This is a genomic window from Priestia abyssalis, from assembly GCF_002019595.1.
Classification (GTDB): domain Bacteria; phylum Bacillota; class Bacilli; order Bacillales; family Bacillaceae_H; genus Bacillus_BA; species Bacillus_BA abyssalis.
Window position 1 is genome coordinate 2,738,105 of record NZ_KV917369.1, and the last position, 6,509, is coordinate 2,744,613.

General features: G+C 34.1%; 10 protein-coding genes and 2 pseudogenes. 2 read left to right on the plus strand and 10 right to left on the minus strand.

Annotation, left to right across the window (positions count from 1 at the left end):
- Window positions 1-98: 98 nt before the first annotated feature.
- Window positions 99-650 carry a hypothetical protein gene (locus BK575_RS13065; RefSeq protein ID WP_078410758.1) on the minus strand — a complete coding sequence of 184 codons (552 nt, stop codon included), beginning with the start codon at window positions 648-650 and terminating at the stop codon, window positions 99-101.
- 255 nt (window positions 651-905) lie between these two features.
- Here BK575_RS13065 and BK575_RS13070 point away from each other — a divergent pair, with 255 nt between their 5' ends.
- A complete protein-coding gene (locus BK575_RS13070; RefSeq protein ID WP_078410759.1) occupies window positions 906-1,280 on the plus strand; it encodes a hypothetical protein in 375 nt (124 codons plus the stop codon).
- Window positions 1,281-1,416: 136 nt separating this feature from the next.
- Here BK575_RS13070 and BK575_RS13075 read toward each other — a convergent pair whose 3' ends face one another.
- The 9 genes and pseudogenes from BK575_RS13075 to BK575_RS13110 all read right to left on the minus strand — a co-directional run.
- Window positions 1,417-1,803: a hypothetical protein gene (locus BK575_RS13075; protein ID WP_078410760.1), complete on the minus strand. Its 387-nt coding sequence runs from the start codon at window positions 1,801-1,803 to the stop codon at window positions 1,417-1,419.
- Between the two features lie 188 nt (window positions 1,804-1,991).
- Window positions 1,992-2,237 (minus strand): hypothetical protein, encoded by a 246-nt coding sequence (locus tag BK575_RS13080; protein ID WP_078410761.1) that lies wholly within the window; start codon window positions 2,235-2,237, stop codon window positions 1,992-1,994.
- Window positions 2,238-2,423: 186 nt separating this feature from the next.
- Window positions 2,424-2,579, minus strand: a complete 156-nt coding sequence (locus BK575_RS28610; RefSeq protein ID WP_169907778.1) for a hypothetical protein — start codon at window positions 2,577-2,579, stop codon at window positions 2,424-2,426.
- 170 nt (window positions 2,580-2,749) lie between these two features.
- Complete coding sequence (locus BK575_RS13085; RefSeq protein WP_078410762.1) at window positions 2,750-3,121, minus strand: hypothetical protein; 372 nt, start codon at window positions 3,119-3,121, stop codon at window positions 2,750-2,752.
- Window positions 3,122-3,218: 97 nt separating this feature from the next.
- Window positions 3,219-3,839 (minus strand): NUDIX hydrolase, encoded by a 621-nt coding sequence (locus BK575_RS13090; RefSeq protein WP_078410763.1) that lies wholly within the window; start codon window positions 3,837-3,839, stop codon window positions 3,219-3,221.
- 157 nt (window positions 3,840-3,996) lie between these two features.
- Window positions 3,997-4,437: a hypothetical protein gene (locus BK575_RS13095; protein ID WP_078410764.1), complete on the minus strand. Its 441-nt coding sequence runs from the start codon at window positions 4,435-4,437 to the stop codon at window positions 3,997-3,999.
- Between the two features lie 121 nt (window positions 4,438-4,558).
- On the minus strand, window positions 4,559-5,038 hold the full coding sequence (locus BK575_RS13100) for a hypothetical protein (protein WP_078410765.1): 480 nt from the start codon (window positions 5,036-5,038) through the stop codon (window positions 4,559-4,561).
- 204 nt (window positions 5,039-5,242) lie between these two features.
- On the minus strand, window positions 5,243-5,515 hold the full coding sequence (locus BK575_RS13105; protein WP_078410766.1) for a DUF1871 family protein: 273 nt from the start codon (window positions 5,513-5,515) through the stop codon (window positions 5,243-5,245).
- A gap of 85 nt (window positions 5,516-5,600) precedes the next feature.
- Window positions 5,601-6,061: pseudogene (locus BK575_RS13110) on the minus strand (SMI1/KNR4 family protein); the annotation flags it as partial.
- Window positions 6,062-6,270: 209 nt separating this feature from the next.
- On the opposite strand from BK575_RS13110, the pseudogene BK575_RS29080 reads away from it, so the two are divergent.
- Window positions 6,271-6,509, plus strand: a pseudogene (locus BK575_RS29080) (transposase); the annotation flags it as partial.

Below are 6,509 nucleotides of genomic sequence, written 5' to 3' on the forward strand. Positions count from 1 at the left end.
TTATTGAACTAACCTGCCCCGTTTGTTCAATAAGAAAAAGCGATCCATCTTATTGAAGAATCGCCACCCGTTACATAAGAACCCTTATGACATTTCCATTAGTTTTCTTGTGAGTAAAGCTCCAATAATTCGTTATATTCATCCCAAAAGCTTTCATACATTTCTTCATCAAAGTCATCATCAATCTGTTTTTCCTTAGAATCTTTAAATAGCTTCTTTGCTTGTATGGCGAATGAAACAATCAGCTCTTTATATTCTTTTGTACTAATTGTAACCTTTAGTCCTGGGTAATAGATGCTTCCCGTCTGATGATCTGTTGTAGCCACTTTAACAAAATCCGATAATCTCACTTGGTCCCCAAGGTGCTTTACAGTCCAATGAATTGAAATAGGGCAGCCCATCATCAAAATCGTGCCGCAACCGTGGAGTATTAGTCCCCAATCGTTATCAGGATCACAAATATAATCGCCATCAAGAGTCCTTAACAGAGCTAAAGCAGACTCACTAATTCCCCAGTCTTCATCTATACCAGATTGCGTAATAATAACGCCATTGACATTCAAGTATATTTCACCGTGGGAACATAAATCTTCTTCTGGGGAACCCAGCCAATCCTGTTTCAAGATTTTTATTTCAAACTGCTTATTCATAAACATCCATCACCTTATCGGTCAATTATTTACATTGAGAATAACATAAATGTTCAAGCTTTTGTTGAACTAACCCGTTTGTTGAATAAGAAACCTTCCACCACTATCCTTTCCTATCAGAATAATTTGGAATTATTTATATAGTTAGTGGCAATTAAATGTTGTTTTATAATAGATGAAAGGCAAGGGGGGAGACATATTAAAGGTTTAATTATCGGTCTTGTTATAATACTTTTAGTTGGAGGTACTATTTATATGTTTAACAAAAAAAACGCCTATAATGAAGCACCATATGCAGCAGGAATGAATTTTGACCTCGAAGAAGTAGAACCTTTTTTAAAACATTTATCATCCTCAGTATTGGATTCAGGTTTTAGTCAAGACGAAATCAATACGATTCATTCTGAAATCGACACAATGAAACACAATGAAGTTAAAGGATTTGGAACCTTTGATGTTATTTATAAAGGAAAGCCGACAAAGATACGAATTGAAGGCGAGGTTCATATTCAAGAAGGTCCTAAAGGAGTTCTTCTTAAAGAAGTTGTTCTTTATATGTATAGTATTCAAGAATTGGTTGACATCATAGATGAGGAAATGCTGAAAACTGAAGAACAAAGGGGTATATAGGTAGAAAAGAGATGTTGTAATTAACATCTCTTTCTTCAACTATCCTGCTTCGTTTGTTGAATAAAAAAGAGGTGCCGCAGCTACCTCCATTCTTCAGCTAAAGCCCCCGTTCAACAAGATATAATCTTTTCAACTCTTACTTTCCTACATATTCAACCTTAATCCCATTCACCCTTTTGTCCATTTCGTAAGTGTTAGATTTTTTATCGTAAATGACTTGTAATCTCTTATCGTCAATCCAGCCAATAGAGAAATCTTTATCCGACCTAAATGTATTTCCGGATTTGTTTTGGAATTTATCACCTTTGTCCAAGATTGATAGCTGGGGTGCAAATCCTGTTGTTGCCCCACAATCTCTAGTAAAAATATAAGCCACTTTTTTACCACTAGGAGAAGGGACTTTTTGTACAACCTCATTCCCACACATATCACCAAATAATGAATCCAATACATATTTACCAGTCATATATACAGCAAATATTACGATCACTGTTACTAAAATGGGTTTTAACTTATTTTTCATTCCGTTCACCCTTACTTTCACTCTATAAAATAGCATTTTTCAACAGCATAGCATTTAACTAGTATTCTGTCCCCATTAGCTACATTAGAAAAAGGCTGCTGAAGCAGCCTTCGATTGTTGAACTCAAGCCCCCGTTAGTTTAACAAGGACATAGGTTTATTTAAGTTTCGTTATTTTTGTTTATCCTATTACAGAAGCATAGCTACAATAAAAAAGATAGGAATCCCTATTCCAATCAATGTCATAACCAATCCCCCAAAAAGCCCTGACAAGTTATTTAAAGTGCCAATTTCTAATAAGATGAGAAACCAGGACCTTGCCTCATTAGGGTCCTTTTTAATTATGTCAAATTCAGTCTTAATCATTTCCCAGTTAAAATAGAAAATCCCAATACCACCAAATAAGAAAAACAAGGTTGCTAAAATATATAACATAACCTGCCCCTTTAACAAGTTGATAGCTATATTATAAATTCAGTCTTAAGAAACTTGTAATGTATATTAGTACCAAATAGGCGTAAATCATTTAATATCTGTTTTGTTATTCTTTTTTTAAACTAACCTACCCGTTGTTGAAGAAGAAAATTATCCTTTTTTATTTCTTCTATTCCTAAAATCTATTTAGCCCCCAACTATCGCTCCAAAGCCCCCAATCAAAAACACAATGATAAATTCCACAATAAAATTAAATTGAGAAGGGTTAATGATATTTAAAATAATTGTGACTAGTCCTCCCCACAGAACAGCACCAAGCAAATCACCTTTTGTAAGTTTCAAAGTAATCTTCCTTTATCTTAAAATTTATATATCCTAAAAGGAACGATACACTCTTTTGGGAACTCCATCCATTCCAATTATTTCTTGTTTCACTAACCTGCCCCGTTTGTTCAATAAAAAAGGCGGCACCACTTATTATTAAAGTAGTGTCGCCTTTAGTTAAAGATTAACTATCCATCAAACTGTTCTTTAAAAATGGAGCAGAATTTCGGTTTAAATGAAAGTTCCACTGTTGTAATAAAGCGTGTTCTGTCATCATCTAAAAATAATAAAACTTTTGATGATTCTTTATCATCCTTTATTATTTCTAAGTTTCCAACTGTTTTAAAGTCGTAATGAGCTATCAATGCTCCATCATTTTTATTTTTTACCTCTAAAAGGAATTCGCCATCAATCGGACGCATCTTAACAATAAACGTCTCCGTAGCATTTTCAAATCTAAATGTAGACTCTTCGTATTCAAAAGGTAAATCGTTATAACGCTTTACAGGTTCACTTGAAAATAGTGATATAAATTCCAACTCATCAGGAAAATGTTTCACAAACATCCACCTCTGATCCAGTTTATTTAACTATGTACAATTAATTCTAGTCCTTGTTCAACAAACCTGCCCCGTTTGTTGAAGAACATTTAGTCAATTAAATCTTTTCTTTAATTTTTTGAATAACATTCTTATAAAACTCAATTTGATGAGGTACAAATTTATCCCTTCCTACATTCTCATCAATCAAAATTTTATTTCCATCCTTTTTTATTTCAAATCCTCTTATCTTAATTGTTTCTCTTTCACCAAACCAAAGTTCAACAAAATGGTTAAATTCAGCTTTCACAATCCCTGCAACTTCTTCTTCTTGAAGAGTAAAGTCATCAAGGGATTTTTCACTTTTATACAAAAATACATTTGCTAATTCCTTATCTATAAAATCTTCTTTTATTACACAGTAGTCTATTATTCCCAACGGTATTAATTCCTGAAAGGAAATATCAATCCCCACTTCTTCCTTAATCTCTCTTACACCATCTTGAACTGTTTCATTAGCCAGTAAATGCCCAGCAGCCGTAATATCCAAAAGATTTGGATAGTCCTTTTTTGTATTACTACGGAGTTGTAAATAAAGATAATCAATTCCCTTCTCTTTACTAATAAACCAACAGTGAAAAGCCTCGTGCCAATATCCAAGTCTATGTACCTCTTCACGAGTAGCAACACCTATTTGATTTCTGTATTCATCAAAAGTTTTTAATTGTTCATTTTCCATACAGTCTTTCCCCTTAAAGTATTAATTTCACCTGATATCTATCATAATCCTTATTAAGCTAACCTGCCCTGTTAGTACAATAAAAAAGCCTTACTTCTTATTGAAGCAAAGCCCCCGTTTGTTTAAGTACATTTCTTCACAATCTATTGGTTTTCCCTTACTCTTGCTGAGCATTTCTTTGTATTACTGAAACGCTTGGAGATTCAGTCGATATCACATCAATTATGTGATTTAAAGCATTTATCCCATAATGTTTGAATGGTCCAGGATATATATCGTCAGCTATGGTGCTGACTTCAATAAAGTCTAGGTATCGGGATTTTGAATAAAGCGAAAAAACCCTTCCCTCATAAACCTCGTACTTATCCATAGCGGTAAAACTCTCATTTCTAACTGAGTAAGCAATATACCAATCAAATTTAAGTCGAATAATGGGAAGTGTGTCATCCACATCTATGGATCCATAAGACGAAGAAGTATCATTCTCACCGACTGGAATTCCATTTATTTTACAACGATCAATATCAACGATTAAGGGTTCGAATACTGAGTTTAAGTAAATATAACCTTGGTATTGAAGCAGTTCAGAATAATTCATAAAAAAACCCCTTTCCTAAACGAACCTGCCCCGTTAACCGCAGCAACCCTTGTTCTTCAACTCAAGCACCCCGTTAGCGTAATAACTTCTATATCAAAACAAAAAATAATCGTTCTTTCATTTAATCCCAAAAGTTAAATATTATCTCTCCATAGGTTTTTGGTTTCCAATCTTCCATTTGCAGCATTTCGCCTTCATTTAAATTATTTTGATTTTCAACAACAAGCATCCCATCTTTTTCCACTAATCGTATTGGTTTGTTTAATTCGTTTGTAGTCAATACCCTATAATTAAATGAATTAAATGCTTTATATAGTTGGGGTTCATCTATAAATTTGATTTCAGTGTATTGAATAAAAGAAGCAAAGGCTACAAATGGGTAATGACCATTTAGTAAAATATAAATATTCTTATTACCAAGTTTCGCTTCATAGAAATTTGAAGGATAATGTGCAAATGGTTTTCTAAAGGATGAAACTTTTCCACCAATGAGTTTGGCTACTTTCCTGCAAAGTTGTTCGAACCTTTGCCCATCAACAGATGGAGGTGTATCTTTTTCACTATTACTAAAACCAGTTACTCCATTACGAAGAAGAAGCATTAGACCACCTCACCATTTAAAAAAATTCAAATTTTTTAACTTAATTATACATCAAACATGCAAATTAAATCGTGAAAAAACGCTGTATTCGGCGTTCTAAGATACATCCAGTTATTCAGCTATTCTGCCCCGTTTGCTCAGTAAGAAAAGGAGATGCCGCAGCTACCTCCGTTGTTCAGCTAAAGCCCTCGTTAGTGAAACAAATTATTTATCGAAAATTCGATTCCAAATCTTTATTGCAATGGGATTGCACTTTTGAATACTATATTTTTCTGCTTCTAAAAAATCTTCACCAAACCATTTAACAAACACTTTATGTATCCCTAATGACAATTCATCAACTGATTTTACATTAGGTAGAAGCTTTACAATATCACCTATTTCTCCATCATACTCATCATCTGGACAATGAATAGCAAGTAAATTCAATGGGTCCCATTCATCTATAACTTCTTTAACAAGGGTAAATTCATTCATAGCTTTCCCCCTTAAAAAATGGTTTTGTATCCAGAAATATTCACTATTCTTATTGAGCTATCCTGCCCCGTTTGTTGAACAAGGTCTACTCTTTCTTTCTCCCGTAGCTTGCTTTTAAATCTTTTGGATTTAGTGTAGAACCACGAAATAATTTACTTAAAAAAATATCAAAATCAGGTGCGATTTCAACGATTTTCCATTGTCTATCTTCTGATGAATAATCTTCATAAAAATAAACGACTGATGGGTTTTCAACTTTGTTTCTATAATCTAAAACAATCCAAGTGTGAATGTCGGTCCACAAAACAATTAGACCTTCAGGTAACCCTTCTTCTTTTGTCCACTCTGCTGGCTTTAAAATACCAATTCCTCGTTCTACTCCTTCAAAGTCTATGCCATCCATATAGCCCATAGATGTCCTTTGCTTGTCCTGACCAATGAAAAAGTATGGATAATTCAATGCACCCCCGTTTTTTCCTTCAATAACTCAATATAAGAATGGGGAAGTTTAATTCCTAATTCCTTTTCTGCCTCTTGGATAGTTAAATCAGTTAAAGGAGGACTCAGTTCCTCATCATCTGTATCCCAAAAACTCATTCCTCTATAAAACTCCATATAATTCACCTCAATGCCATCAATGATGTTATTATACTACCTTCTCCTTCTTGAGCTAACCTGTGGATAGGCTACACTGAGTTGGACAGAAAAGATAAGGTCAAGTAGAATACAGGAAATACTACAGGGGAGAATCTACTATGACGAAAAAAGCTCGACGAACATTTACAGCTGAATTTAAGGAACAAATCGTGCAGCTCTATCTTAATGGAAAACCAAGAAAGGACATCATCCGGGAGTATGATTTGACACCCTCGTCATTGGACAAGTGGGTGAATCAAAGCCAGACATCTGGATCGTTCAAAGAAAAAGAGAACCTATCCCCTGAGCAACAGGAATTGAACCGACTTCGCAAAGAAATTAAGCAGCTTCACGTAAT

Excerpts from the sequence above, each read along its gene's own strand:
- BK575_RS13065 (WP_078410758.1), bottom strand. The coding sequence starts at position 650 with ATGAATAAGCAGTTTGAAATAAAAATCTTGAAACAGGATTGGCTGGGT.
- BK575_RS13070 (WP_078410759.1), top strand. The coding sequence starts at position 906 with ATGTTTAACAAAAAAAACGCCTATAATGAAGCACCATATGCAGCAGGA.
- BK575_RS13075 (WP_078410760.1), bottom strand. The coding sequence starts at position 1,803 with ATGAAAAATAAGTTAAAACCCATTTTAGTAACAGTGATCGTAATATTT.
- BK575_RS13080 (WP_078410761.1), bottom strand. The coding sequence starts at position 2,237 with ATGTTATATATTTTAGCAACCTTGTTTTTCTTATTTGGTGGTATTGGG.
- BK575_RS13090 (WP_078410763.1), bottom strand. The coding sequence starts at position 3,839 with ATGGAAAATGAACAATTAAAAACTTTTGATGAATACAGAAATCAAATA.
- BK575_RS13095 (WP_078410764.1), bottom strand. The coding sequence starts at position 4,437 with ATGAATTATTCTGAACTGCTTCAATACCAAGGTTATATTTACTTAAAC.
- BK575_RS13100 (WP_078410765.1), bottom strand. The coding sequence starts at position 5,038 with ATGCTTCTTCTTCGTAATGGAGTAACTGGTTTTAGTAATAGTGAAAAA.
- BK575_RS13105 (WP_078410766.1), bottom strand. The coding sequence starts at position 5,515 with ATGAATGAATTTACCCTTGTTAAAGAAGTTATAGATGAATGGGACCCA.